This window comes from Stenotrophomonas sp. TWI377 (assembly GCF_039674525.1).
In the GTDB taxonomy this organism is placed as follows: domain Bacteria; phylum Pseudomonadota; class Gammaproteobacteria; order Xanthomonadales; family Xanthomonadaceae; genus Stenotrophomonas.
The window spans coordinates 133,236-158,249 of record NZ_JBDJNT010000008.1 but is presented as its reverse complement, the minus strand read 5'-3'; the positions used below and the strand labels follow the sequence as shown (position 1 = coordinate 158,249).

Sequence of the window (25,014 nt, the reverse complement as noted above, 5' to 3'; positions counted from 1 at the left end):
CTGGGCCCCCATACCCTTGGAGGCGAAATAAAGGAGGAGGGGGCGGCCGCAGGCCGACGCCGGGGGACATTCGCCGGAAAGGGTATGGGGGCCCAGCGCCCGACCCACCTGCGACAAAGTGAAGCAGCGCGTCACCCGGTCGCATGTGCCTTTCACGGATACAGGCCCAGACTGGTGCGGATTTCAGAAGCCAGTCGGAGGCGTCTCTTGGACGCGTTGTTGTTGTCCCGGATCCAGTTCGGGTTCGTCATCAGTTTCCACGTGCTGTTCCCGGCCTTCACGATCGGTACCGCCAGCTGGCTGGCCTTTGTCGAATCGCGCTGGCTGCGCACCGGCAATCCGGTCTGGCGCGAGCTGTATTTCTTCTGGCAGAAGATCTTCGCGGTCTCCTTCGGCATGGGGGTGGTCAGCGGCATCGTCATGGCCTTCCAGTTCGGCACCAACTGGCCCCGGCTGAGCGAGGTCGCCGGCACGGTGATCGGCCCGCTGCTGACCTATGAAGTGCTCACGGCGTTCTTCCTGGAAGCCAGCTTCCTGGGCGTGATGATGTTCGGCTGGGGCAAGGTCTCGCCGCGCCTGCATTTCTTCTCCACCTGCATGGTGGCGCTGGGCACGCTGGTCTCCACGTTCTGGATCCTGTCCTCCAACAGCTGGCTGCAGACGCCGGCCGGTTACGCGATGGTCGATGGCATCGTGCACCCGCAGAACTGGTGGCAGATCGTCTTCAACCCGTCGTTCCCGTACCGCTTGGCGCACATGGCCCTGGGCTCGTTCATCACCACGTGCTTCGTGATCGGCGGCGTGGGGGCGTGGTACCTGCGCAAGGACGTGCACCGCGAAGCCGGCCGCAAGATGCTGCTGGCGGCGGTGGGCTTCGCCGCGCTGACGGTGCCGGTACAGATCTTCGTCGGCGACATGCATGGCCTGAATACCCTCAAGCACCAGCCGATGAAGATCGCGGCGATGGAGGCGCACTGGCATTCCGAAGGCGAGGGCAAGGGCGTGCCGCTGGTGGTGTTCGCGGTGCCCAATGAAAAGGCAGAGCGCAACGATTACGAAATCGCGATCCCGCGCCTGGGCAGCCTGATCCTCACCCATTCGCTGGAGGGCACGTTCGATCCGCTGACCTCGGTGCCAGCCAGCGACCGGCCGCCGGTGGTGCCGGTGTTCTTTGCGTTCCGGGTGATGGTCGGGCTGGGCACGCTGATGCTGCTGCTGGCCTGGGTCTCGGCGTTCCAGTGGTGGCGCGGCAAACTGCTGCAGTCGCGTTGGCTGATCCGCGGCTGGAACTGGATGCTGCCCAGTGGCTTCATCGCGCTGATCTCCGGCTGGTTCGTGACCGAGATGGGGCGGCAACCGTGGGTGGTCTATGGCGTGCTTCGCACCGCCGATGCCGTGGGTCCGCAGAGCGCATGGATGACGGCGCTCTCGCTGGGCGTGTACATCGTCGGCTATGCGTTCGTGTTCGGCTGGGGTGTCTGGTACCTGGTGAAGATCATCCGCACCGGTCCCAAGCCGCATGACCCGGCCCCGGCCCTGGATGCCGGCAGCCACACCCCGGCGCGGCCGCTGTCCGGTGCCGATGAACCGCTGGAGGAGCGCTGAGATGGAGATGACGACCTGGCTGCCGGTGGCATGGTTCGCGGTGATCGGCTTTGGTGTGCTGATGTACGTGGTGCTGGATGGCTTCGTGCTTGGCATCGGGATCCTCGCGCCGATGGCCGAGGATGAAGAACAGCTCGACATCATGATGAACACCGCCGCCCCGATCTGGGACGGCAACGAAACCTGGCTGGTGCTGGGCGGGGCCGGGCTGATGGCGGCCTTCCCGAAGGCCTACGCGGCGCTGCTGTCGGCGCTGTACCTGCCGGTCCTGTTGCTGGTGGTCGCGCTGGTGTTCCGCGGCGTGGCCTTCGAATTCCGCTTCAAGGCGCACCGCTCGCGCAAGCTGTGGAGCGTGGCATTCGGCCTGGGCTCGCTGCTGGCCGCCTTCGCGCAGGGCGTGATTCTCGGCGCACTCGTGCAGGGCCTGCAGGTCGTGGATGGCCGCTATGTCGGCGGCGCCTTCAGCTGGTTCAGCCCGTTCTCGATGCTGACCGGCGCAGCCGTGGTGTTCGGTTACGCGCTGCTCGGCAGCACCTGGTTGATCCTCAAGACCGAAGGTCGCGAGCAGACCTTTGCACGCACCTTGACCCGCCCGCTGGTGGTGGCGGTGATCGTGTTCATGGGCTTGGTGAGCGCGTGGCTGCCGTTCCTGGATTCGCGCCTGATGGCGCGCTGGTTCAGCGATGGCAACTTCTGGTGGCTCTCGCCGGTGCCGTTGCTGACGTTGGCGGTCGCCACCGCGCTGTGGCGCAGCGCGATGCATCCCAAGCGCGATCTGCCGCCGTTCCTGTTGACGCTGGCCCTGTTCATCCTCGGCTTCATCGGCCTGGTGCTGGGCATGTGGCCGTACCTGCTGCCGCCGAGCATGACGTTGTGGCAGGCCGCGGCGCCGGCCTCGTCGCTGAGCTTCAGCCTGGTCGGGCTGGTGATCCTGCTGCCGGTGATCCTGGGCTATACGGCCTGGTCGTACCGGGTGTTCCGCGGCAAGGTGCGGGCGGATGTGGGGTATCACTGAGGAAAGCACGGTGGCTATTCCCGGTTCCGTGTGCGCGAGGGCGGTCAGACCCTGCCGGGACGTGCCGTAAACCCATCCCTGGGGGCTCGACGGGCGCCATCCATGGCGCCCGTCGGTCCCGGCAGGGTCCGACCGCCCTCGCCCTGAAAGGTCTGCGTCGTCGGTGGGAAGAGTCAACCGCATAAAACGGGTCAAGAGCAGCCGACCAACGGTCGGCTCTACCCCAGCATGAAAGCTGCTTGATTGATCAAGAAGAAACGTCAGGCGGCCGATTCGACCTGCTGTTGATCTTTCCGATGCGCACCAGCCAACTGTCGAAGGGGCGGTGTGGGTGGGGTGGCGGGACCATGTGTTGCCATGGATGGCAACACATGAGCTTACAGGGACGTACTTGCAGCGGGTCCCGACACCCCACCCACACCGACCCAGGCCAGGCGCGCCCGGCAAACCAAGGCTGTTGACTCAGCCGTGCAGCCCCTCGATCTCCACCAGCAACTCCGCCCGGCACACCTCTGCATGCAACACCACGAACGGCGGGGCCGTCGGCAGCGCCGCCATCTGCGCCGCCACCGCCGCCATATCCTCCGCGCGCCGCACATACACCTTCAGCACCGACGTCGACCCCAACGCCGGTGACAGCGACGGCCGCTGACCGCGCGCCGTATCCACCAGACTCTGCAGATTCGTCAACGTCTCCCGCAACTGCTCATCCACCGCCCCCGTGTGCTGCGACACATGCCCCACGATCGCCGCCGTCCCGGACTGCAGCAACGGCAACCCCGTTGCCAACGGCGGCAACAGCGCCCGCGAAAAACTCGGCGACTGCGGCCCGTACTGGCGTGGATAACGGAACGCGCTCACCTGACGCGGATTCTCCAGCGGCAGGCCCGGCTCGCGGGCTGCCAGCCAATACACCTGCAGCCGGCGCTCACCGTCGAAGCGGCCAATGCAGGTTGCCGCCGGCAGTGCGGCTTCATCCAGTTCCCGCAGGCCCCGCACGCGGCCCACGCAGAAACGTCGGTAGCGTTCATCGTCGCCATCGCCCTCGGTCACTGCGTCCAGATAGTTCCAGGTGCGCAGCAGATGCGGATAGCCGCAGCGCGACAGGAACGCGCTCATCCGCGCATAGGCCTCGGCTGCGGCGGACTCGATATCGCTGTCGACCTCGTCAATCTCCAGCACCCCGAACAGCAGGCTGTCGGTGTGCGACCAGCGCACCCCATCGGTGGTGCCGTGCGCGACCGGCGTGCCGCCACGCCAGACCTCGATCTGCGCCGGACCCTGTTCGGCCAGCGGGACCTGCAGCCAGCGCGGGTCGTCCAGCGCGGCGTGACGCAGGCCGAAGCCGAACACCGCCAGCGTCTGCGGGTCGGCCAGCGCGGCATCACGGTGCGCCGCCGGGGCGTAGGCGACATGGAACCACGCAGGTCCGGAGGAAGGGAAAGCGATTGCCGGGGACGTTGCGTGGTCGATCGTGTTGCTCATTTCAGAATGTGAATGCTGCCAGTGCCGAGAGTGTCATGATAGCGTGCGCTCCTTTCTCGGCACCGCGTCCGGCGCCGGACGATGTCGATGACAGGCGCGGTCCGGCTGGCATGGGGAGCCGATCCGCGTGGCCACCCTGGCTCGTGCCCGTCCTGGTACCCATCCATCATGTTGGCGTGAATGATCGAGTTTTCAGTAGTGGATTGGTCGGCCTGGGCGCCAGGCATCACCACCCGGGAGCAGTGGCAGGCGTGGGCAGAGGCCCCTTGGCTGCCGACCGGTGAGGACACGCCGGCACTGTCCGAAGTGCCGGCCATGCAGCGCCGCCGGATCGAGCGGCTGGGGCGCATGGCGATCCAGACCGCGTGCTGGTGCGAGCAGCCCGACGACGGTGGCCAGGTGCCGCTGGTGTTCGCCTCGCGGCATGGCGACGTGGCCCGTTCGATGGAACTGCTCAATACCCTGAGCGCAGACCAGCCGATGTCGCCAACCGGCTTCGGCCTGTCGGTGCACAACGCGATCGCCGCGCTGTATTCGATTGCCCGCGGCCATCGCGGCAACTATCTGGCCCTCGCGGCTGGCCGGGCCACGGTCGAGACCGCCTGCATGGAGGCCTTCGGCCTGCTCGCCGATGGCGCGCCCGAGGTGCGACTGGTGGTCTATGAATCGCCCTTGCCACCGATCTACGCCGGCTTCGCCGACGAGCCCGATCCGTTCTTCGCCTGGTGCTGGCGGCTGGGACCGGCCGACGGTCCGGGCACCCGGCTGTCGCTGGGTTGGGGGGCAGGCGGCGAGGATCGCCCCTCCGACGGTCTGCCGCATGGCCTGGAAGCCTTGCGTTTCCTGCTGGCCGGTGCGCCTTCGCTGGGGCTGGAGGCCGATGGCCAACGCTGGACCTGGCAACGCCATGGCTGAGCGCTGGCCGGCCCGGATCAACCATGCCTGGCGGGTGCTGGGCACGGGGCTGAGCTTTGCCGCCTTCGGGCTCGGCGGGCTGGTGCTGGGCGGGCTGCTGTTCCTGTCGCTGCTGCTGATCCGCGACCCGGTGCGCCGGCGCGTGCTGGCGCGGCGCCTGGTCCAGGGCAGCTTCGCCACGCACGTCGGCCTGATGCGCCGGCTCGGGCTGATGACCTATGAGATCCGCGGGGGGGAGCGCCTGCAACGCAACGGCCTGCTGATCCTGGCCAACCACCCGACCCTGATCGACGTGGTGCTGCTGATCGCCCAGCTGCCCAATGCCGATTGCGTGGTCAAGCAGGCCGTGGCGTGCAACCCGTTCATGCGCGGCCCGGTCCGCGCGGCCGGCTATGTCTCCAACGACGACGGAGCGGGCCTGATCGATGACTGCATCGCGGCGGTCCAGGCCGGCGGCAACCTGGTCATCTTCCCGGAGGGCACCCGCACCGTGCCGGGACAGCCGCTGCGCCTGCAGCGCGGGGCGGCCAACATCGCGGTGCGGGGCCGGCTGGACATCACCCCGGTGCGGATCACCTGCACCCCGCTGACCCTGACCAAGGGCCAGAAATGGTATCGTGTGCCATCACGGCGATTTCACGTTCAGCTGGAAGTCGGGGAGGATCTCCCGATTGCCCCGTTTCTGAACGAGACCGGCGATGCGCCCAGGGGGGATGCCTTGGCGGCCAGGCGTGTGACCGATCATCTTGCCCATTACTTCGACTTCGCTGGAGACCCGACCCGTGCAGGCACTTGAGCACGAGATCAAGGAATTGATCATTTCATCGCTTTCACTGGAAGACATCACTCCCGAAGACATCGATTCCGCCGCGCCCTTGTTTGTAGAGGGGTTGGGCCTGGATTCGATCGACGCGCTGGAACTTGGATTGGCCCTGCAGAAAAAGTACGGTGTCAGCCTGTCAGCCGATTCGGAAGAGACCCGTCGCCATTTCTCCAGCGTGCGTGCCCTGAGCGAGTTTGTCGCCGCACGCCAGCCGTCCTAACGGCGCGTCAGGATTTACCCATGACCAAGAACGAACTTTTCGAGCGCATCGTCAAGATCCTCAAGGACAGCTTTGAGATCGAGCCGAGCCGTATCACGCCCGCCGCGCGGCTGTATGACGACCTGGACATCGACAGCATCGACGCGGTCGACCTGATCGTGCAGCTCAAGCCGCTGCTCGGCCGCAATCTGCAGCCGGAAGCGTTCAAGCAGGTGCGCACCGTGCAGGACATCGTGGATGTGGTGCACGGGCTGTTGCCTGGTCAAGCGGCCGCCTGACGGCCATCGCTGAAGACTGACCATGGTCCGGGTACGCGTCGCGGCGTTTGCGTTGCTGTCGCTGGCATACCCGCTGGTGGTCTACCTGTCGCTGGGCCGGTTCGAGCCGCGCTGGTTGTCGCTGCTGCTGTTCACCCTGGCCGCGCTGCGCGCGCTGACCACCCGCCAGGCGGTGTGGTGGGTGGCCGCACTCGGCACCGGTGTGCTCGCCCTGGTGGCTACGGCCTTCAACGAGGCCCTGCCGCTGAAGCTGTACCCGGCGCTGGTGAACGCGGTGATGCTGGTCATCTTCGCCACCAGCCTGCGCTTCGGGCCCAGTGCCGTGGAGCGCCTGGCGCGGCTGAGTGAGCCGGACCTGCCGCCGTTCGCCGTGATCTATACCCGTCGCGTCACGTGGATCTGGTGCGGCTTCTTTGTTCTCAACGGAAGTCTGGCCCTGGCCACGGCGCTGTGGGCGTCCAACCAGGTCTGGGCGTTCTACAACGGATTGTTGGCCTACGTGATGATGGGTGCTCTGTTTGGCGGGGAATGGCTGGTCCGGCGACGGGTCAAGGCGGCGCATGCCCATGGCTGAGTGGATCGCACTGGACCGGTTGGCGCTGGCCCCGCGCCCGGGCCGCATCGTCGGCATCGCCGGCGACACCGTGGTGGAGCACCCGCAGTTCCGCGCGCAGGTACTGTGCTGGCAGCAGGCGTTCGCGCGTGCCCCCGGCACCGACTGGGCGCTGTATTTCGATGACACGCTGACCTTCGCCGCCGCCCTGTTGGGGGCCTGGCATGCCGGCAAGCGTGTGTTCCTGGGCGGTGACAACCTGCCGGCCACGCTGGAAGGACTGAGCCCGCGCGTGGCCGGGTTCGCCGGCGACGTGCCGGCCCGGTATGCGCCGCTGCAGCCCGATGCGGCGGCCGATCCGGAGCAGGTGCTGCAGCCGTTGGACGACGCGGCGCTGGAACTGGTGGTGTTCACCTCCGGCAGCACCGGCGCGCCGAGCGCCATCGTCAAACGCATGCGCCAGCTGACCCGCGAGGTGGATGCGCTGCAGGCCGCCTTCGGCGAGCAGTTCGACGGCGCCCAGGTGCAGGGCACGGTCTCGCACCAGCACATCTACGGGCTGCTGTTCCGGGTGCTGTGGCCGCTGGTGGCCGGACGCGCGATCCAGCCGCGCCGGTTCTTCCACGAAGACCTGGTCAGCGCGCTGGGCGGCCAGCCGTCGGTGCTGGTGGCCACCCCGGCCCATCTCAAACGCCTGCCCGAGCAGCTGGACTGGTCCTCGCTGGGCGGTCAGCTGCGCGCGGTGTTCTCCTCCGGCGGTCCGCTGCCGACCGAGGCGGCGCTGCAGGTGCGCGCCTTGATGGGCGTGGCCCCGACCGAAGTCTTCGGCAGCAGCGAAACCGGTGGCGTTGCGTGGCGGCGCTGGAGTGCAGCGCGGCCGCAGTGGCATCCGTTGCCCGGCGTCGCCTGGCGGATCGACGAGGGCTGCCTGGCGGTCCGCTCGCCGCACCTGGCGAGCGAAGACTGGTGGCTGACCCAGGACCGTGCCGTGGCCGATGACGGCCACAGCTTCCGCCTGCTCGGCCGCGCCGATCGCATCGTCAAGATCGAAGAGCGGCGCGTCTCGCTGGATGCCCTCGAGCAGCAGCTGCGCGCGCACCCGGCCGTGCAGGAGGTGCGCGTGCTGGTGTTGCCGGGCGCGCGCGAACAGCTGGCCGCCGTGGTGGTGCCGCAGGCGACGGGCGCCGCGCAGTGGGATGACGCCGAGCGCCGCCGCCAGGCGCAGCAGCTCAGCGCGCATCTGGCCCGCAGCCATGACGCGGTGACCCGGCCGCGCCGCTGGCGCTTCATCGACGAACTTCCCTTCAATGCGCAGGGCAAGGTCACCGCCGCGGCACTGGCGGCGCTGTTCCGCCCGTTGATGCCGATGGCCGAGTGGCAGCAGCGCGATGACACCACCGCGTCGCTGCAGTTCGTTCTGGATCCTGACCTGGTCGCGTTCGACGGGCATTTCCCGCAGGCGAAGATCCTGCCCGGCGTGGTCCAGCTGGACTGGGCAATCCACTACGGCCGTAGCGCCTTCACGATGCCGCCGCGGTTCGTACGGATGGATGCGGTGAAGTTCCAGCATGTGGCGCGGCCGGGCGACTGCCTGCAGCTGAGCCTGGGCTGGGATGCGGCCAAATCGGCAATGAGCTTCCGCTATGTCTCCGACCATGGCGTGCATGCCAGCGGCCGGGTGGTGTTCGGCGATGCATGATGACACCGGTGGTGACGTGAGCGGGCCCGCCTTCGCCCCGCTGGTGGTGATTCCCGTGTACGACCACGCCCATGCGATCGGCGCGGTGGTCCAAGGCGTGCTTGCCAGTGGCCTGCCGTGTCTGCTGGTCGACGATGGTTCGCATCTGGACTGCGCGCAGGTGCTCGATGCACTGGCGCGTGCGCACGCGCCGCAGGTGACGCTGCTGCGATTGCCGGTCAACCAGGGCAAGGGCGGCGCGATGCTGGCCGGCTTCGCGGAAGCCGCGCGCCTGGAGTACAGCCACGTGCTGCAGATCGATGCCGATGGTCAGCACAACACCGCCGACATCCCGCGTTTCGTCGCGCTCTCGCAGGCGCAGCCGGACGCGGTGATCTGCGGCACGCCCGCCTACGATGCCAGCGTGCCCAAGGCGCGACTGTACGGTCGCTATGCCACGCATATCTGGGTCTGGATCAACACGCTGTCGCTGCAGATCCGCGACTCGATGTGCGGCTTCCGCCTGTATCCGCTGGCGCCGGTGACACGCTTGATCGGCGAGGAAACCATCGGCCGCCGCATGGATTTCGACAGCGAGATCCTGGTGCGCTTGTTCTGGCGCGGGGTCAAGGTGATCAATGTGCCGACCGCCGTCACCTATCCCAGCGATGGTGTCTCGCACTTCGATGTGTGGCGCGACAACGTGCGCATCAGCCGCATGCATGCGCGCCTGTTCTTCGGGATGCTGTGGCGTGCGCCGCGGCTGCTGTGGCAGCGCCTCGCAGGTTCTCGCCCATGACCACGCCTGCACCTGAGGGCGCCCCGCACTGGGCCGACATCGGCGAGTCGACCTCGGCCGCCGGCGTCCTGTTCCTGTGCTGGGTACACCGCTGGTTCGGCCGGTGGCCGTTCCGCCTGTGCGTGTATCCGGTGGTGCTCTGCCACTGGCTGACCAACCGGGTCGCGCGCGAATCCTCGCTGCAGTATCTGCAACGTCTGCAGGCGCATACCGGCGTGTTTTCCACAGCGCCGGGCCGCTGGCAGAGCCTGAAGCACTTCGCGCTGTTTGCCGACACCATGCTCGACAAGCTGCTGGGCCTGGGCGGCCGCTATCCGCCCGAGCGCATCTATCTGCAGCGTGACCTGGTGCTGGACAGGATCGCGCGCCGCGAAGGTGGCCTGATCCTCACCGCGCATATCGGCTGCCTGGAGTTATGCCAGGTGCTGGCCGAGCAGGTGCCCGGCTTCCACATCACCGTGCTGGTGCACACCGCGCACGCGCAGCGTTTCAACCGGCTGATGCAGCGGCTCGATCCGCTGGCCTCGGTGGAACTGCTGCAGGTGACCGACATGGGCCCGGCCACCGCCGTCGAGCTGCAGCGCCGGGTCGAGGCGGGGGGCTTTGTGGCCATCGTCGGCGATCGCGTGCCGCTGCGCGGCGGGCGCACGGTACCGGCCTCGTTCCTCGGCCACACCGCGCAGTTCCCGATCGGCGCCTATGTGCTCGCTGCGGCGCTGGCCTGTCCGGTCTACACCATGGCCTGCCTGCATCATGGCCGCGGCTACCAGGTGCGCTTTGAACAGTTCACCGATCGCATCGTATTGCCGCGCGGTTCGCGTGACGCCGCGCTGACCGCGCAGGCTGAACATTTCGCCCGGTGGCTGGAAGTTCAGGTCACCCAGGCACCCTTGGACTGGTTCAATTTCTTCCCCTTCTGGGATCAGGCATCTCATGGCAAGTAAGGCCGATCAGGCACCCTCCGTCCGCTTCGGCGATGCGCCGCTGACCATCGAAGACGTGGTCGCGCTGTCGCAGCGCCAGGCCCAGGCCGTCGTCACCGACGATGCGGCATTCACCGCGCGCATCCAGCGCGGCGCGGATTTCCTTGATCGCCTGCTGCGCGAGGATGGCGTCATCTACGGGGTGACCACCGGCTACGGCGATTCGTGCACGGTGAACATTCCGCCGGCGCTGGTGGCCGAGCTGCCGCACCACCTGTTCACCTACCACGGCTGTGGCCTGGGCCGTTTCCTGGATCCGCAGGAGACCCGTGCGGTGATCGCTGCACGCCTGGCCTCGCTGGTGCGTGGCATGTCCGGCGTCAGCCATCCGCTGCTGCAGGGCCTGGCCACGCTGCTGCGCCACGACGTGCTGCCGCTGATCCCGGCCGAGGGTTCGGTCGGTGCCAGTGGCGATCTGACCCCGCTGTCCTACGTGGCTGCGGTGCTGTGTGGCGAGCGCGAGGTGATGTACCAGGGCGCGCGCCGCGCGGCGGCCGAGGTGCTGGCCGAGATCGGCATGACCCCGCTGCGGCTGCGCCCCAAGGAAGGCCTGGCGATCATGAACGGCACCGCCGTGATGACCGCGCTGGCCTGCCTGGCCTATGACCGTGCCGATTACCTGACCAGGCTGGCGACGCGCCTGACCGCGTTCAACGTGCTGGCCAGCGACGGCAACGCGCACCACTTCGATGAAATGCTGTTCGCCGCCAAGCCGCACCCGGGGCAGACGCAGATCGCGGCGCGCCTGCGCCAGGACCTGCACAGCGATCGCCCGCCGCGCAACGAACAGCGGCTGCAGGACCGTTACTCGCTGCGCTGCGCCCCGCACGTGATCGGGGTGGTGCAGGACGCGCTGCCGTTCTTCCGCCAGCTGATCGAAACCGAACTCAACAGCGCCAACGACAACCCGCTGATCGATGTCGAGGGCGAGCGCATCCTGCACGGCGGCCATTTCTATGGCGGCCACATCGCCTTCGCCATGGATGCGCTGAAGAACACCATCGCCAACCTGGCCGATCTGCTTGATCGGCAGATGGCGCTGGTGGTGGATGCGCGCTTCAACCACGGTCTGCCGGCCAACCTGTCGGCCGCCACCGGTGAGCGTGCCGCGATCAACCATGGCCTGAAGGCGCTGCAGATCAGTGTCTCGGCGTGGACCGCCGAAGCGCTCAAGCAGACCATGCCGGCCTCGGTGTTCTCGCGTTCCACCGAATGCCACAACCAGGACAAGGTCAGCATGGGCACCATCGCCGCGCGCGATTGCCTGCGCGTGATCGAACTGACCGAACAGGTCGTCGCCGCGCTGCTGATCACTGCCCGCCAGGGCGTGGCCCTGCGCGAGCGTGTCGGCATGAAAGCGACGTTGCACGGCGATCTGGCCGCGATGTACCAGGACCTGTCCGAGCGCATCGCGCTGATCGAGGAAGACCGCGCGCTGGATGGCGAGTTGCGCGCCCTGCTGGACGATATCCGCGCACAGCGCTGGGAGTTGTATGTCCACGCCTGATCTGAGCTTCGAGGTGACGCTGTCGCCGGCCTTCCATGACTGCGACGCCATGGAAGTGGTCTGGCACGGCAACTACTTCAAGTACTTCGAAATCGCGCGCTGCGCACTGCTGCAGCGCCACGACTACGACTACCCGCAGATGCGCGATTCCGGCTACCTGTGGCCGGTGGTGGATGCGCGGGTGAAGTACATCCGGCCGTTGTTGTACGGCCAGGCGCTGCGCGTGCGCGCCACGATCACCGAGTGGGAAAATCGCCTGAAGATCGCCTACGAAATCTTGGATGCAGGCAGCGGTGCCACGCTGACCCGCGCCCACACCATCCAGGTCGCGGTCGACGCGGCCACCAATGAAATGCTCTACCTGTGCCCGCCGGTGCTGTGGGAGCGTCTGGGAGTGCAACCGCAATGAACCGTTTGCTGCGCACGCTGTGCGTGCTGGTGATGCTGGCCGTGGTCGCCCCGGCGCTTGCCGCCACCGATGTGGAGGCCGTCAAACAGCGCGTGGCCAAGGTCGACGTGCTGCGTGGCGAGTTCACCCAGGAGAAACAGGTCGCCGGCTTCAAGAATCCGCTGCGCTCGCAGGGCCGCTTCGTGCTGGCCCAGGACCACGGGGTGATCTGGACCACGCTCAAGCCGTTCCCGTCCGAGGTGGTGGTCACCCGTGACCGCATCCTCAGCCGGCAAAGCGATGGCAGCAGCCGGGTCGAACTCGATGGCCGCCAGCAACCGGCGATGCGCTCGGTCAACGCGATCATGTTCGCGCTAATGAGCGGCGATGCGCAGGCGCTGTCGGCGCAGTTCACGGTCAAGGTCGAGGTGCTGCCTGGCAACGCCTGGAAAATGCAGCTGACCCCGCGCTCGGCGATGCTCGGCAAGGTGTTCGCGCAGCTCACCCTGAGCGGCGACCGTTACGTGCGCGAGGTCCAGATCAACGAGGCCAACCAGGATGTCACCCGCATCCATTTTGCCGGCATGAGCGATACGCCGGCCACGCTGAGCACCGACGAGGGTCGCAGGTTTGAATGACGTGCTGACCTCGAACGGCCGCCTGCAGCGCCTCTGGCGCTGGCTGGCCATCGTCTGGCTGCTGGTGCTGGTCGGCCTGGGCGTGCAGCAGTGGCAGCTGTGGAAGAGCGAATCGCGGATCGACACCGACATCCTCGCGCTGCTGCCGCAGGACGCGCATGATCGCCTGCTGTCCGATGTCACCCGGCGCATCGCCGATGCCAATGCGCGCCAGATCGTGGTGCTGCTGGGCAGTACCGATGCGGTGCAGACCAAGGCGGCCGAGGCGGCCTTCCGCGATGCCATCAAGGCAGAGCGGGGCGCTGCCCCGCTGCTCCAGGAGAGCGGCTCGATCGAAGGCTGGTTCGATCAGGCGCGTGCGTTCTACGCACCGTATCGCGACCGCCTGCTGACCAGCGCACAGCGCGAGCGGCTGCAGAACGAGCCCACCCAAGGCCTGGCCGAGTCGGCACTGGCGGCGCTGTACGGTCCGATGGGCGCACCGCGGCTGACCGAGTGGCGCCAGGATCCGCTGTCGCTGTGGCCGCAGTGGTGGCAGGAACGCGCGCTGGGCTCGGGTCTGCAGATGGGCGACGACGGCCTGCTGGAGGCCGATGGCAAGCACTGGTCGATCGTGCAGTACGACACGGTCGGTTCGGCGTTCCAGCTCGATGGCGAGCGCCATATCGATCTGCTGCTGGACACCGCCGCCGAGGCCGCCGCCAGGCAGGCGCCGGGGTTGGAGGTGCTGCGTGCCGGTGTGCCGCTGCATGCCGAGGCGGCTGCGGTGCAGGCCAATTGGGAAATCAACACGATCGGCTGGGGCTCGCTGGCCGCGGTGCTGCTGCTGGTGTGGCTGGCATTCCGCTCGCTGCGCCCGATCCTGCTGGTGGCCGCCTCGCTGCTGATCGGCTGCGGTGTCGCGCTGGCGGTGACGGTGCTGGTGTTCGGCAAGGTGCATGTGCTGACGCTGGTGTTTGGTGCGTCACTGGTCGGTGTTGCCGAGGACTACGGCATCCACTGGTTCGCCTCGCGCCAGGCGGAGCCGGCTGACCGTCGCTGGAAGCTGCTGCGGCATCTGCTGCCGAGCCTGTGGCTGGCGTTGCTGACCAGCGCGCTGGCGTATCTCGCGCTGGGGCTGGCCCCGTTCCCGGGGCTGCGCCAGATGGCGCTGTTCTCGGTGGTGGGCCTGGCCGCCGCCTTCCTGACCGTGATCTTCTGGTTCCCGTGGCTGGATGGCGGCGAAATCCGTCGTACCGGCTTCGCCCGCTGGCTCGGCGCCACGCTGGAGCGCTGGCCGCGCCTGCATGGGCGCAAGGCGGCGATGTTCCTGGGCGTGGTGACGCTGCTCTCGGCGATCGGCATCGCGCGCCTGCAGACCAACGATGACCTGCGCAGCCTGCAGTCGTCGCCACCGGAGCTGATCGCCCAGCAGATCCGCATCAGCCAGATGCTGGGCATGCCCAGCCCGGCGCAGTTCTATCTGGTCCAGGGTGATACCGCCGAGCAGGTGCTCGAGCGCGAAGAAGCGCTGATCGACCGCCTGCGCGTGCTGGAAGCAGACAAGCAGATCGGCGGCTACCGCGCGATCAGCGATTGGCTGCCTTCGCAGAAGCGCCAGCATGCTGATGCCGCGCTGACGGCCAAGGTCGAGCCGCAGGTGCTGGCCCGGGTCGGAGAGGCCGTGGGCGAGCCATTGCTGCGCCCGGCCTATGCCGCGCAGGATCTGCAGGCCGAGGCCTTCCTCGCATCGCCGGCGGCGATGCCGTTCCGCCACCTGTGGCTGGGGACGGTCGGGCAGGGCGTGGCCTCGGTGGTGATGGTCGATGACCTCTCCCGCGCCGATGCACTGGCTGTGCTGGAAGCACAGGCCAAGGGCATTGATGGGGTGCGCTGGGTCGACCGTACCGCCGATTTCTCGCAGCTGCTCAAGCACTATCGCAAGCTGATGAGCGGCTTGCTGCTGATCGGCATCGCGCTGGTGTTCGCGGTGCTGTACTGGCGCTACCGCGGGCAGGCCTGGCGCGTGCTCGCCCCGACCCTGGTTGCCGGTGCGCTGACGCTGGCCCTGCTGGGCCTGTTCGGGCAACCGCTGCAGCTGTTCAACGTGCTCGCGCTCATGCTGCTGCTGGGCATGGGCATCGACTACGGCATCTTCCTGATCGAGCACCGCGGCGATGCCAGTGCCTGGCTGGCCGTGTGCGTCGGCGCGGCCAGTACCTGGCTGTCGTTCGGCCTGCTCGGGCTGTCGGCCACGCCGGCGCTGCGCGCGTTCGGTCTGACCCTGTTGTTCGGCATCGGCCTGGTCTGGCTGATTTCGCCGCTGTTCCGCCCACCACCGCACGACGCCCCGCACTGAGCGACCGCGTTTTTCCTTTCATGCACTGATCAAGGATGTATCGATGAACCCGCAGGTGGAACGTACTGAAATCCTGGTCATCGGCGCCGGCCCGGCCGGCTCCGTGGCCGCCGCGATGCTGCGCAGGCAGGGCCGCCAGGTGCTGATCCTGGAGCGCCAGCAGTTTCCGCGCTTCTCGATCGGCGAGAGCCTGCTGCCGCAGAGCATGGAGTACATCGAGGCCGCCGGGCTGCTGCAGGATGTGGTGCAGGCCGGGTTCCAGTACAAGAACGGCGCCGCGTTCGTGCGCGGCGAAGCGACCACCGAGTTCGACTTCCGCGACAAGTTCTCGCCGGGCTGGGGCACCACCTACCAGGTGCAGCGCGCCGACTTCGATGATGTGCTGGCGCGCGGTGCCGAGCGCATGGGTGCCACGCTGCGCTTCGGCGATGAAGTGCTCTCGGTGCAGCCCGGCCGCCCGGCACAGGTGCAGGTGCGCCGCCCGGATGGCAGCGAGTACACCATCGAGGCCGGTTTCATCCTCGACGCCAGCGGTTTCGCCCGGCTGCTGCCGCGCCTGCTGAAGCTGGAGTCGCCGTCGAACTTCCCGGTGCGCGGCGCGATCTTCTGCCACGTGCGTGACCACATTCCGGCCGGCGCGGGGTTTGACCGCAACAAGATCCTGATCACCACCCATCCCGAGCACGTGGACGTGTGGTACTGGACGATTCCGTTCTCCAATGGGTGCTGCTCGCTGGGCGTGGTCGCCGAGCCGAGTTTCTTCGAGCGCTACCCCGGTACCGATCTGGAGAAGCTGCAGGCCATCGTCGGCGAAGACCCGAACCTGACCCGCCTGCTCAGCAACGCCGAATGGGCGGTGCTGCCGGTGCGCACCATCACCGGGTACTCGGCCAACGTCTCCTCGTTGTGGGGCGAGGGCTATGCGCTGCTGGGCAATGCCGGCGAGTTCCTGGACCCGGTGTTCTCCTCGGGCGTGACCATTGCCTTCAAGTCGGCGCAGCTGGCCAGCGAGTGCCTGGCGCGCGAGCATGCCGGTGAGACGGTGGATTGGGAGCAGGCGTTCTCGGTGCCGCTGCGCGCCGGGGTGAAGACCTTCCGTCGCTTTGTCGAAGCCTGGTACGCCGGTGGCTTCCAGAAGATCATCTACCATCCCGATCCGCAGCCGGAGGTACGCCGCATGATCTCCTCGATCCTGGCCGGCTACGCCTGGGACACGCAGAACCCGTATGTTGCCGATGCCAGCGGCCGGCGCCTGCGCGTGCTGGAGGAACTGTGCAGCGCCTGATCCTGACCCTGTTGCTGAGCCTGCTGCTGGCCGCGTGTGCCAGCACCCGCATGCCCACACCGCTGGTGCAGCTGCCCACGCTGCAGCTGGCGCCGTCGGCATTGCCGCAACCGGTGCAGCTGCAGCAGCGCCTGCAGTTCCGCTTCGGCAGCCACCAGCGAGAGCTGGATGCGCTGCTGGAAGTGGATGCCGAGCAGGTGCGGCTGGCGGTGCAGGCGATGGGCCAGACCGGCGTGCGCATGGTCTGGGACGGGCAGCATCTTGAACAGACCCGTGCCCCATGGCTGCCGCCGCAGGTGCGCGGCGAGCGCGTGCTGGACGACCTGCAGTTCGCGTTGTGGCCGGCGGCGGCGATCCGTGCCGCGCTGCCCGCCGGCTGGACCCTGCAGGAGACCGATGGCGTGCGCAGCCTGGAGCAGGGCGGCAAACCCTGGCTGGTGCGCGACAGCCTCCCCGACGGCCGCGTGCGCCTGCGCAACCTGGCCGAGGGCTATGAACTGGTGATCGAATCGATGGACATGGGGCAGGGCCAAGAGTGAGCAGTAGCGCGGTCTATCTGAACGAGCTGGGGGTGATCTGCGCGCTGGGTGCCGACCGCGCCCAGGTACGCGACGGCCTGTTCGCGGCGCAGCCCGGTGGTTTGCGCGACAACGCTGAGATCCTCCCCGGGCGCACGCTGGCGCTGGGCGAAGTGCATGCGCCGCTGCCGGACCTGGCCGCCTTGCCGGTGGCCCTGCGTGGCCGCAACAACGGCCTGCTGGAGGCCGCACTGGAGCAGATCCGCGAGGGCATCGCTGCCGCCGTGGCCCGTTTCGGTGCCGATCGCGTGGCGGTGATCATCGGCACCAGCACCTCGGGCATCGGCGAATCGGAGAATGCACTGCGTACGCATCACCGCGATGGTGTGTGGCCGGCCGATTTCCATTACGCCCAGCAGGAAATGGGCACCGCCGCGCGCTTCGTGCGCGAGCGGATCGGCAGCACCGGCCCGGCGTGGACGATCTCCACCGCATGCTCGTCCAGCGCCAAGGCGCTGATGTCGGCCGCGCGCCTGCTGCAGGCCGGCGCGGTCGATGCGGTGGTGGCCGGTGGCGCCGATTCGATGTGCCGGTTCACCGTGGCCGGGTTCAGCGCATTGGAGTCGGTCTCGGCGGCGCGCTGCAATCCGTTCTCCGTCAACCGCAACGGCATCAACATCGGTGAGGGCGCGGCGCTGTTCCTGATGACCCGCGAGCCGGGCCCGGTGCGGCTCTCCGGCTGGGGGGAATCCTCCGATGCGCACCACATGTCCGCGCCGGATCCGCAGGCACGCGGGGCGATCGATGCGATGCAGCAGGCGCTGGACCGGGCCGGCCTGACGCCCGCGCAGATCGACTACGTGAACCTGCACGGCACCGCCACCGGCCACAACGATGCGATGGAAAGCCAGGCGGTCGCCGCTGTGCTTGGCACGCAGGTGCCGGCCAGCTCAACCAAGCCGCTGACCGGGCACACGCTGGGTGCCTCCGGCGCGATCGAAGCGGCGCTGTGCTGGATGACGCTGGCCGACAACCCCGACCAGCAGTTGCCCACCCACTGGTGGGATGGACAGGCCGATGACGCCTTGCCGGCACTGGCGCTGGTGGCGCCCGGGACGCGTGCCGCGCAGCCGCTGCAGCACGTGCTCAGTCACTCATTTGCCTTTGGCGGCAGCAATGCCGTCCTGGCACTGGCCAAGGGATGAGCATGCCGCTGCCCCCCGACATCGACGCCGTGCTTCCGCACCGCGACAGCATGCGCCTGATCCACCGCGTGGTGGCCTGGCAGGACGAATCCATCGCGGTCGAGGTGGACGTCCCGACGCAGGGTCTGTTCTGCACCCCCGACGGCGTGCCCGCCTGGGTCGGGGTTGAATACATGGCCCAGGCGATCGCCGCCTGGGCCGGGTGCCGCGCCTGGCAGACCGGTGCGGAACCCTCGATCGGCTTCCTGCTCGGCAGCCGTCGTTACACCGCCCACCGGCCATACTTTGCCGCCGGCAGCTGCCTGCGGGTGGAGGCGAACTGCGAGCTGTTGGGCGAGAATGGCCTGGGCATGTTCGCCTGCCGGATCCTGGCGGACGATATCGAAGTGGCAGTTGCCAACGTTTCCGTGTTCCAACCCACGGATGCAGCGGCTTATCTGGAGAGTGGAGAGGCATGACAGGGAATTTGACCGTGCTGGTGACCGGCGCCAGCCGTGGCATCGGCCGTGCCGTGGCGCTGCGTTGCGCGCGCGACGGCTTCGACGTGGTGGTGCATTGCCGCAGCCGCATCGAAGACGCACAGGCCGTGGTGACCGAGATCCAGGCGCTGGGCCGGCAGGCCCGGGTGCTGATGTTCGATGTGGCCGACCGCGATGCCGCGCGCACCGCGCTGGAAGCGGACATCGCCGAGCACGGCACCTATTACGGGGTGGTCTGCAATGCCGGCATCGCCCGCGACGGTGCCTTCCCGGCGATGCCGGCCGAGGATTGGGATGCGGTCATCCACACCAACCTGGACAGCTTCTACAACGTGCTGCACCCACTGGTGATGCCGTTGGTGCGCCGGCGCAAACCGGGCCGCATCGTGACCTTGTCCTCGGTGTCCGGCCTGGTCGGCAACCGCGGCCAGACCAACTACAGTGCGGCCAAAGCCGGCATCATCGGCGCCACCAAGGCGCTGGCGCTGGAGCTGGCCAGCCGCGCGATCACCGTCAACTGCGTGGCCCCCGGGCTGATCGAGACCGAGATGGTCAATGAAGAAGTCGTCGAGCACGCGCTCAAGCTGATTCCCGCCAACCGCCTGGGCCAGCCGGAAGAGGTCGCTGCGGCCGTGTCCTTCCTGCTCTCCGAGTCGGCCGGCTACATCACCCGCCAGGTGATCTCGGTCAACGGAGGCATGGTCTGATGGCCGGCTCCGATCGTCGCGTGGTGGTGACCGGCGCCGCTGCCATCAGCCCGCTCGGGCAGGATTGGGCGAGCATCCGCGCGCGCCTGCAGGCGCGGACCAACGCGGTGCGCTACATCCCCGAGTGGGAAGTGTTTGATGGCCTCAATACCCGCCTGGCCGCGCCAGCCGAGGATTTCGAGCTCCCGGCCAACTACAACCGCAAGACCACCCGCAGCATGGGCAAGGTGGCGGTGATGTCGGTGCGTGCCACCGAGCTGGCGCTGGAGGCAGCCGGTCTGCTCGGCCACCCTGTGCTGCGCAGTGGCATGGCCGGCGTGGCCTACGGCTCGTCCTCGGGCAGCCACGAGGCCACCGCCGAGTTCGGCCGCATGCTCCATGAGCACACCACCGAAGGCATCAGCGCCACCACCTACCTGAAGATGATGAGCCACACCTCGCCGGTGAACATCGGCGTGTTCTTCGGCTTGTCCGGCCGCGTCTACACCACCTCCAGCGCCTGTACCTCGGGCAGCCAGGGCGTGGGTTCGGGCTATGAAGCGATCCGCGGCGGCAAGCAGACGGTGATGGTCACCGGTGGTGCCGAGCAGCTTGATGCCACCGCCGCGGCGGTGTTCGACACCCTGTTCGCCACCAGCGTACGCAATGACGCGCCGCAGACCACGCCCAGCCCGTTCGATGCGCACCGCGATGGCCTGGTGCTGGGCGAGGGCGCCTGCACGCTGATCCTGGAAGAGCTGGAGCATGCACAGGCGCGTGGTGCCACGATCCTGGCCGAAGTGGTCGGCTACGGCACCAACAGCGACGGCCAGCACGTCACCCAGCCCAGCGCCGGCACCATGGCCCAGGCGATGCGGCTGGCATTGGAAGACGCCGACCTGGCCGCCGATCGGATCGGCTACGTCAACGCGCACGGTACCGCCACCGAGCACGGCGACATCGCCGAAACCCAGGCCACCCACCAGGTGTTCGGCCCGGGCATGCCGATCAGCTCGCTCAAGAGCTACGTCGGGCACATGCTCGGGGCCTGCGGCGCGTTCGAGGCCTGGCTGAGCATCGAGATGATGCGTGACGGCTGGTTCGCCCCGACCCTGAACCTGCACGAGGTCGATCCGCGCTGCGGCGCGCTGGATTACATCGATGGCGAAGGCCGCGCATTGCAGACCGACTACGTCATGAGCAACAACTTCGCCTTCGGCGGCATCAACACTTCGTTGATCTTCCGCCGCTGGCAGGACTGACCGCTGTTTCCGGCCTGCCGTGCGGGCCGGCCGTTTCCGTAGCCCCCCGCGTCCCACCAACAAGGAGAAAGTTGAATGCGTCGTTTTGCCCTGATGGCCGCCACCGCCCTGCTGGCTGTCGCCAGCACCGCCCAGGCCCGCGATACCCGCGTGGAGCAGTCGCTGCATGAGCTGGTCAATTCCGCCGAAGCCCGCAACGTCGGCATCGACGGCAGCGTGAAGTTCTATCTGGCCGGCGAGAAAGTCAGCGTGCTGCAGCGCCTGGGCGAGGATGTGACCAACAAGAAGACCAACGCCGCCAACAAGAGCGACGCCGAAGCTTGCCGCTGGGTGGCCCTGTCGGCGCTGCGCGCGCTGCAGGACGGTGCCAAGTCGCGCGGTGCCAATGCGGTGGTCGACATCGTCAGCTATTACAAGAAGAACGAGTTCAAGAGCACCACCAACTACGAATGCTATGCGGGCGCGATCCTGGCCGGCGTGGCACTGAAGGGCACCTACGCCAAGGTGAAGTAAGCAGACACGGCCACCGCCTCCCCCGGCGGTGGTCGGCTGCCCCTGCCCAGGCCGCCGCAGATACGCATTCATCACGGCGGCGCGGGCAGACTGCAGCGGTGCCCAGCTGAACGACATCGCGACATTGATGAACCTGACGCTGTCGCGCGACGGAAAACCGACGGTGGACAGTGCACGCGGCTTTCACCTGTGCCGGCTTTCCTCCACAATCATTGTCATTCACTACCCTGGGCAAAGCCCTGCGGCATGCAAGCCTACGTCTATAAAAGCCAACGCAAGCAGGACAGCTTCGTCTATCTCGCCGTTCGTGATGACTTCTCGGTCATCCCTGACGCGGTAAAGGCCTCGCTGGCGCCGTTCCAGTTCGTTCTCGAAGTGGCCCTGACTCCCGACCGTCGCCTTGCCCAGGTCGATGCCGCACAAGTGCGCCAGAACCTGACCGAGCGTGGATTCCACCTGCAGCTGCCGCCGCCCCCGTTGGCGCCGGTCCGGTTCCCGCGACGCAATGACTGACTCCCAACGCCCTCGCGCTGTTGCCTCCGCTGCCGCGCTCGGTGTGCTGCTGGCCCTGGCCGCGGCCGTCGGTGGCGTGCCCGGTGCGGTGTGCGCCGCGCTGGCCCAGCCGGCGTTCGCGCTGGCGGTATCGTGGTGGCGCCGGACGCGCCCGCTGCAGCCATTGCCCCAAGTGGCCCGCCACGACGCGCCCGCGCTGTTGGCGCTGTGGTCCCTTGGCCCGCTGCTGCTGACCCTGCTGGTGGCCTGGCCGCTGAGCGCACTGCACGACAGCGGCAGCCTGGCCGCCGTGCTTGGCCTGAGCGTGGCGGTCAGTGCCGCGCTGCTCGGGGTCTGGCGAACCTGGCCGTTGTGGAATGACGTGGAACGCAGCGAGGGCAGTCTGGCCCGGCATTGGCAGACCCTGGCCGGACGCGACCTGACCGCCTGGCGCGGCTTGGCCGTGGCCGCACTGGTGGTGCTGGTGTGCGCGCTGGTGGTGCTGCCGGCGTGGCCGGGCCTGGTGTCGGACGCGCTGCATTGGCCGATCGCCGCTGCGGTCGTGCTGCTCTCGCCCTTGGCGCACGTGCTGCTGCAGACGATCGCGCCGGCGACGAGCCTGGGTGCGCCGGTGCCGGCCGAGACGCGCGGCGACCGCGCCGATCCCTTTGCCGAGCCATACCCCGAGCCCAAGCCGCTCGAATCGATCGGCCTGCACGAACAACAGCCGGCGCTGTATGACGCCGCGCGCAGCGGCCGGGTCGACCGCGCCCTGCAGCTGCTGCAGGCCGGCGCCGATCCGCACGGCCTGCCCGACCCGGCCTGGCGCGACCAGCGCAGCCTGGCGGTGCTCGCCGCGGTGCTGCCTGACCTGCGGCTGCTGCGTGAACTGATTGCCCGCGGCGTCGGGGTCAATGCGCCGCACCGCGGCATGACCCCGCTGCTGGCCGCCACCCGCGACAGCTGGCATGGCCGCCCCGAGGCGGTGATGACCCTGCTCGCCAACGGCGCCGACCCGCGTGCAGTGGACAGCGAAGGCAACACCCCCCTGCACCACGCCGCGCGCAGCTCCGATCCCGGCGTCGCCGCGTTGCTGCGCGACGCCGCTGCCGAAGTGGACGCGCTGAACGACGATGGCTGGTCACCGCTGGCGGTGGCCTGCCAGGTGGGCAACTGGCGCCTGGCCAAGTTCCTGCTGGAACGCGGGGCCAAGACCGAGCCGGCCGAGGGAACGCCCGTGCTGCTGGCGGCCGCGGGCACCGAAGAAGACGATCCCGCCGGTGTGCAGCTGCTGCTCAAGCACAAGGCCCGCGCCGATGCGCGCGACCGCCAGCGCCGCAGCGCGCTGCACGAAGCCGCGTTGGCCGGCCATGTCGACATCATCGATGTGCTGCTCGCCGCCGGCGCCAATCTGGAAGCCCGCGACGGACTGGCGCGCACGCCGTGGCTGGAAGCCGCGCGCGGTGGTCGGGCCGGCGTGGTCGAACACCTGCTGCCGCACCACCCCGATCTCAATGCGGTTGATGGCGAAGGCCGCAACGCGGTGCTGCTGGCCTGCATGGCCGACAACGTCTCGCCACTGCTGGTGCGCCGCCTGCGTGATCTGGGCATCGCCGTGGACGTGGCCGACCCGCAGGGCCGCCGTGCCGTGGATATCGCCGCCGGTGCCGGGCGCTGGGCGATCGTCTCGCTGCTGGATCCCGCCTATCCGCTGCCGTCCGCGGTCAGCGATGGGCTGGTGATGTCCGGCGACGGGGACACAGCCTCGCCCTCGCTGCCGGACCGTCCGCCACTGGAACTGCTGCGTGAAGCGCTGAGCTTCGGCAACGTGGAGGGCATGGCCGCGCTGGCCCGCCTGTGCGCGCCGGAGGAACTGGGTGCGCTGCTGCACGACGCCGAACTGGCGCTGGATCCGCAGGCGCTGGACTGGCTGCTCGCGCACGGCGCGGCGCCGGAAGTGCTGGATGCGTGCGGTGATACCCCGATGTTCGCGCTGCTGGCGCGGGGCATCGACGCGGTGCCGGCGCTGCAGGTGCTGCTGCGCCGTGGCGTGTCCCCGGCCGGTCGCGGTGGCCTGGCGCGTCTGCTGAGCGCCTGCGCCCAGCACGACCACGCCTCACGCGGGCTGGAACAGCTTGCACTTGAACTGCTGGAACGCGGCGCGGATCCGTTCGCGCCATCGCCGGCCGGCGATCCGCCGCTGTCGCTGGCCGTGCGGCTGGGCTGGCTGCGGCTGCAGCAGGCGCTGCTCACTCAAGGCGTGGACCGCGAAGCGCGCGACAGCCATGGCATGACCGCCCTGCATCTGGCCACCGCGCTCGCGCGCGAAGGCTCGATCAAGCTGCTGGTGCAGCAGGGCGCCTCACCCGAAGCCCGCGCCGCCGACGGCCAGACCCCGCTGGGCGTGGCGCTGTCGATCGGCCGCCGCGATCTGGCCGACTGGCTGGACTGGCGGGTGTGGCCGCTGCCGCGCCGCGCGTTGCGCGACGGCGACCTGCCGGCGGCCGCGATGGCCGGTGACGCCGATGCCGTGCGTCGCCTGATCGATCTCGGTTTCGCCGTGGATGTGGTCGACGCCCAAGGCTGCACCGCGCTGCTGCGTGCCGCCGGTGGCGGGCACCTGGCCGTGGTCGACCTGCTGCTCACCCGTGGTGCGAATCCGCAGCACGCCGCGGCCAGCGGTGCGACGCCGCTGTCGGCGGCGGTCAGCATGCGCCAGATCGATATCGTCTCGGCCCTGCTCGATGCCGGTGCCGAACTGGAATACCGCCTGCCGGGCGGGGTCACCGTGCTGATGCTGGCCTCGGCGCTGGGCCTGCCGGACATTGTTTCGCGTCTGCTCACCGCCGGTGCCAACGTCCATGCGGGCGATGCCCAGCAGCTCGGCCCGCTGCACTGCGCCGCGCTATACGGTTTCAGTGCGCGCGACCGCTCGCGTCTGCTGGCCCTGCTCGACACCCTGCTGCTGGCCGGCGCCGAACCGGACCAGGCCGCCGCCGGCTCGGTCACGCCGTTGCTGCTGCTGCTCGGCGCCCGCGCCGAACCGGGCACCGCCTGCGACGAGCAGATCGTGCTCGCCGCGGTGGAGCGCCTGCTGGACGAAGAGGTCTCGCTGGACGTGCGGGATCCGCGTGGCTTCGGCCCGCTGCATCTGGCGGCCCTGCACGGCCTGCCGCTGCTGGTGCAGCGCCTGCTGCGTGCCGGCGCCGACCCGGACGTGCGCGACGCACTCAACCGCAGCCCGCGCGAGATCGCGGTGATGCGTGGTTTCATCGACGTCGCCGGCGAATTCGAACCGCTGGTACCGGGCGTGTCCTCGATGGCCCGGTTCCTGCGCGATAACGGCTGA

Annotated in this window: 24 protein-coding genes; 23 read left to right on the top strand and 1 reads right to left on the bottom strand. The window is 68.5% G+C overall.

The annotated features are described in order from the left end of the window. Positions 1-207 precede the first annotated feature (207 nt). A complete protein-coding gene (locus ABE546_RS09350; RefSeq protein ID WP_313212569.1) occupies positions 208-1,605 on the top strand; it encodes a cytochrome ubiquinol oxidase subunit I in 1,398 nt (465 codons plus the stop codon). A gap of 1 nt (position 1,606) precedes the next feature. Continuing rightward, the gene (gene cydB / locus ABE546_RS09345) at positions 1,607-2,620 is read left to right on the top strand and encodes a cytochrome d ubiquinol oxidase subunit II (RefSeq protein WP_313212568.1); all 1,014 of its coding nucleotides are present in this window, start codon (positions 1,607-1,609) and stop codon (positions 2,618-2,620) included. A 462-nt stretch (positions 2,621-3,082) separates the two neighbouring features. Here cydB and ABE546_RS09340 read toward each other — a convergent pair whose 3' ends face one another. Then, entirely contained in the window at positions 3,083-4,105 is a 1,023-nt protein-coding gene (locus ABE546_RS09340; RefSeq protein WP_313219298.1) for a pteridine-dependent deoxygenase, read from the bottom strand. A 180-nt stretch (positions 4,106-4,285) separates the two neighbouring features. On the opposite strand from ABE546_RS09340, the gene ABE546_RS09335 reads away from it, so the two are divergent. The 21 genes from ABE546_RS09335 (at position 4,286) to ABE546_RS09235 (ending at position 25,014) form a co-directional block, all read left to right on the top strand. Further along, positions 4,286-5,020, top strand: coding sequence for a beta-ketoacyl synthase chain length factor (locus ABE546_RS09335; protein ID WP_313209528.1), 735 nt, complete (start codon positions 4,286-4,288; stop codon positions 5,018-5,020). Beyond that, complete coding sequence (locus ABE546_RS09330; protein ID WP_346463439.1) at positions 5,013-5,816, top strand: lysophospholipid acyltransferase family protein; 804 nt, start codon at positions 5,013-5,015, stop codon at positions 5,814-5,816. Before ABE546_RS09335 ends, ABE546_RS09330 begins: the two co-directional genes overlap by 8 nt. Further along, complete coding sequence (locus tag ABE546_RS09325; RefSeq protein WP_019185497.1) at positions 5,803-6,063, top strand: phosphopantetheine-binding protein; 261 nt, start codon at positions 5,803-5,805, stop codon at positions 6,061-6,063. Before ABE546_RS09330 ends, ABE546_RS09325 begins: the two co-directional genes overlap by 14 nt. Positions 6,064-6,083: 20 nt before the next feature. After that, entirely contained in the window at positions 6,084-6,341 is a 258-nt protein-coding gene (locus ABE546_RS09320; protein ID WP_019185496.1) for an acyl carrier protein, read from the top strand. Between the two features lie 22 nt (positions 6,342-6,363). Continuing rightward, entirely contained in the window at positions 6,364-6,915 is a 552-nt protein-coding gene (locus ABE546_RS09315) for a hypothetical protein (RefSeq protein WP_088433443.1), read from the top strand. Continuing rightward, positions 6,908-8,593 (top strand): AMP-binding protein, encoded by a 1,686-nt coding sequence (locus ABE546_RS09310; RefSeq protein WP_346463437.1) that lies wholly within the window; start codon positions 6,908-6,910, stop codon positions 8,591-8,593. The genes ABE546_RS09315 and ABE546_RS09310 overlap by 8 nt, the downstream gene beginning before the upstream one ends. Next, positions 8,586-9,371 carry a glycosyltransferase family 2 protein gene (locus ABE546_RS09305; RefSeq protein WP_346463435.1) on the top strand — a complete coding sequence of 262 codons (786 nt, stop codon included), beginning with the start codon at positions 8,586-8,588 and terminating at the stop codon, positions 9,369-9,371. Before ABE546_RS09310 ends, ABE546_RS09305 begins: the two co-directional genes overlap by 8 nt. Then, a complete protein-coding gene (locus tag ABE546_RS09300; RefSeq protein ID WP_346463432.1) occupies positions 9,368-10,315 on the top strand; it encodes an acyltransferase in 948 nt (315 codons plus the stop codon). The genes ABE546_RS09305 and ABE546_RS09300 overlap by 4 nt, the downstream gene beginning before the upstream one ends. Further along, entirely contained in the window at positions 10,305-11,861 is a 1,557-nt protein-coding gene (locus tag ABE546_RS09295; RefSeq protein WP_346463430.1) for an aromatic amino acid ammonia-lyase, read from the top strand. Before ABE546_RS09300 ends, ABE546_RS09295 begins: the two co-directional genes overlap by 11 nt. Continuing rightward, complete coding sequence (locus ABE546_RS09290; RefSeq protein WP_313209502.1) at positions 11,848-12,270, top strand: thioesterase family protein; 423 nt, start codon at positions 11,848-11,850, stop codon at positions 12,268-12,270. Before ABE546_RS09295 ends, ABE546_RS09290 begins: the two co-directional genes overlap by 14 nt. After that, positions 12,267-12,887, top strand: coding sequence for an outer membrane lipoprotein carrier protein LolA (locus tag ABE546_RS09285; RefSeq protein WP_346463428.1), 621 nt, complete (start codon positions 12,267-12,269; stop codon positions 12,885-12,887). Before ABE546_RS09290 ends, ABE546_RS09285 begins: the two co-directional genes overlap by 4 nt. After that, positions 12,880-15,225, top strand: a complete 2,346-nt coding sequence (locus tag ABE546_RS09280) for an MMPL family transporter (RefSeq protein WP_346463426.1) — start codon at positions 12,880-12,882, stop codon at positions 15,223-15,225. Before ABE546_RS09285 ends, ABE546_RS09280 begins: the two co-directional genes overlap by 8 nt. A gap of 43 nt (positions 15,226-15,268) precedes the next feature. Continuing rightward, positions 15,269-16,510: an NAD(P)/FAD-dependent oxidoreductase gene (locus ABE546_RS09275; protein WP_313209496.1), complete on the top strand. Its 1,242-nt coding sequence runs from the start codon at positions 15,269-15,271 to the stop codon at positions 16,508-16,510. Beyond that, the gene (locus ABE546_RS09270) at positions 16,498-17,049 is read left to right on the top strand and encodes a DUF3261 domain-containing protein (protein WP_313219313.1); all 552 of its coding nucleotides are present in this window, start codon (positions 16,498-16,500) and stop codon (positions 17,047-17,049) included. Before ABE546_RS09275 ends, ABE546_RS09270 begins: the two co-directional genes overlap by 13 nt. Then, on the top strand, positions 17,046-18,233 hold the full coding sequence (locus tag ABE546_RS09265; protein WP_346463424.1) for a beta-ketoacyl-[acyl-carrier-protein] synthase family protein: 1,188 nt from the start codon (positions 17,046-17,048) through the stop codon (positions 18,231-18,233). The genes ABE546_RS09270 and ABE546_RS09265 overlap by 4 nt, the downstream gene beginning before the upstream one ends. Positions 18,234-18,235: 2 nt before the next feature. Then, positions 18,236-18,691: a hotdog family protein gene (locus ABE546_RS09260; RefSeq protein WP_313209488.1), complete on the top strand. Its 456-nt coding sequence runs from the start codon at positions 18,236-18,238 to the stop codon at positions 18,689-18,691. Next, positions 18,688-19,419 carry a 3-ketoacyl-ACP reductase FabG2 gene (locus tag ABE546_RS09255; RefSeq protein WP_313209486.1) on the top strand — a complete coding sequence of 244 codons (732 nt, stop codon included), beginning with the start codon at positions 18,688-18,690 and terminating at the stop codon, positions 19,417-19,419. The genes ABE546_RS09260 and ABE546_RS09255 overlap by 4 nt, the downstream gene beginning before the upstream one ends. Then, positions 19,419-20,660 (top strand): beta-ketoacyl-ACP synthase, encoded by a 1,242-nt coding sequence (locus ABE546_RS09250; protein ID WP_346463422.1) that lies wholly within the window; start codon positions 19,419-19,421, stop codon positions 20,658-20,660. The genes ABE546_RS09255 and ABE546_RS09250 overlap by 1 nt, the downstream gene beginning before the upstream one ends. Positions 20,661-20,735: 75 nt before the next feature. Beyond that, on the top strand, positions 20,736-21,173 hold the full coding sequence (locus tag ABE546_RS09245) for an excinuclease ATPase subunit (RefSeq protein WP_346463420.1): 438 nt from the start codon (positions 20,736-20,738) through the stop codon (positions 21,171-21,173). A gap of 246 nt (positions 21,174-21,419) precedes the next feature. Continuing rightward, positions 21,420-21,686, top strand: a complete 267-nt coding sequence (locus ABE546_RS09240; protein ID WP_019185480.1) for a YcgL domain-containing protein — start codon at positions 21,420-21,422, stop codon at positions 21,684-21,686. Beyond that, positions 21,679-25,014: an ankyrin repeat domain-containing protein gene (locus ABE546_RS09235; protein ID WP_346463418.1), complete on the top strand. Its 3,336-nt coding sequence runs from the start codon at positions 21,679-21,681 to the stop codon at positions 25,012-25,014. Before ABE546_RS09240 ends, ABE546_RS09235 begins: the two co-directional genes overlap by 8 nt.